Consider the following 1,376-nt stretch of genomic DNA (forward strand, 5'->3'; position numbering starts at 1 on the left):
GAAGGAGTACAACGCCAAGTTCATCGAGCGGCGGCTCAACCCCAAGAAGGGCCACCGCTTCCTGCCCTTCATCGTGCTCGTCATCGACGAGCTGGCCGATCTGATGATGACGGCCGGCAAGGAGGTGGAAACCCCCATTGCCCGCCTGGCCCAGCTGGCCCGCGCCATTGGCATCCACCTCATCGTGGCCACTCAGCGCCCGTCGGTGAACGTGATTACCGGCATCATTAAGGCCAACTTCCCCTGCCGGATTTCCTTCAAGGTGACGAGTAAAATTGACTCGCGCACCATCCTGGATACCGGCGGTGCTGACCAGCTCATTGGGCAGGGCGACATGCTATTTTCGGCTGGTTCAGACCTGATTCGGGTGCAGTGCGCCTTCATCGACACACCAGAGGTGGACCGCGTCTGCGACTTCATCGGCGGACAGCAGGGCTACTCTGATGCGTATATGCTGCCCGAAGTGGCGGGTGCCGACGGCGACGCCGGCAGCGGCAACGAGGACATGGACCCCACCGAGCGTGACGCCATGTTTGAGGAAGCCGCCCGCTGCATCGTGCTGCACCAGCAAGGGAGCACCAGCCTGCTCCAGCGCAAGCTCAAGCTGGGCTACAACCGGGCCGGTCGTCTCATCGACCAGCTCCAACATGCGGGCATTGTGGGCCCGTTTGAGGGCAGCAAAGCGCGGGACGTGCTCATTCCCGACGAGTACCAACTGGAGCAATTGCTGAACACCATAAGCAAATAGGGGGGGGGGGCGGCCGTCAAGTTGTTGCCCAGGCGTTTCATACAAAGCCATTATGTTTATGATTGCCTTAGCTTTCTCTATTGGCGGAATTGACATTCCATTCAGCCTTAACAGTCCAGTAATTTGGGGTATTGCTGCACTTGTTGTGATAATGAGTTTTAGAATTTACTATGCACTGGGTAGATTTCTAGCAAATCGAAAATCTTCTGTTTCTCGGGATATTCAGAGCGAATTAAGTACCCTCCCTTTGCCTGTCATTAGCGATAAACTGGTGCCAACACCATCAGTAGAAGTGTTCAATACTTTTGCTACACCATTAACTTCAGCTGTTCCAGAGGGAAGCCCTTCAACTTCGAATGCGGGAGTAGCCATCGCGGCGGCTGACGAGGACGCCGACGCCATGCCGCCGGGCAACTACGACCCCACGCTGGACCTAGCGCGCTTCCGGTTTCCCAACCTAGAGCTGCTCAACGACTATGGGCAGCAAAATGCCAAGAAGGAGATGGTGAGCATCCGCTCGGTGCTGGGCTCGGAGAAGTTCGCGCGCACGGAAATGGACCTGCCCATCGCCTTCGGGCGCACCATCACCAACGAGGTGTTCGTGGCCGATTTGGCCAAGATGCCCCAC

At 57.3% G+C, this 1,376-nt stretch carries 2 protein-coding genes; both read left to right on the forward strand.

Features of this window, described 5'->3' with window-relative positions; translation table 11 throughout:
• On the forward strand, positions 1–748 hold a 748-nt coding region (locus BEN48_RS15565), incomplete at its 5' end, for a DNA translocase FtsK (protein ID WP_141764590.1).
• Between the two features lie 292 nt (positions 749–1,040).
• Positions 1,041–1,376 (forward strand): hypothetical protein (locus BEN48_RS15570; protein WP_141764591.1); only part of this gene is annotated, 336 nt, incomplete at its 3' end.

The sequence above is a fragment of the Hymenobacter glacialis genome, from assembly GCF_001816165.1.
GTDB lineage: Bacteria > Bacteroidota > Bacteroidia > Cytophagales > Hymenobacteraceae > Hymenobacter > Hymenobacter glacialis.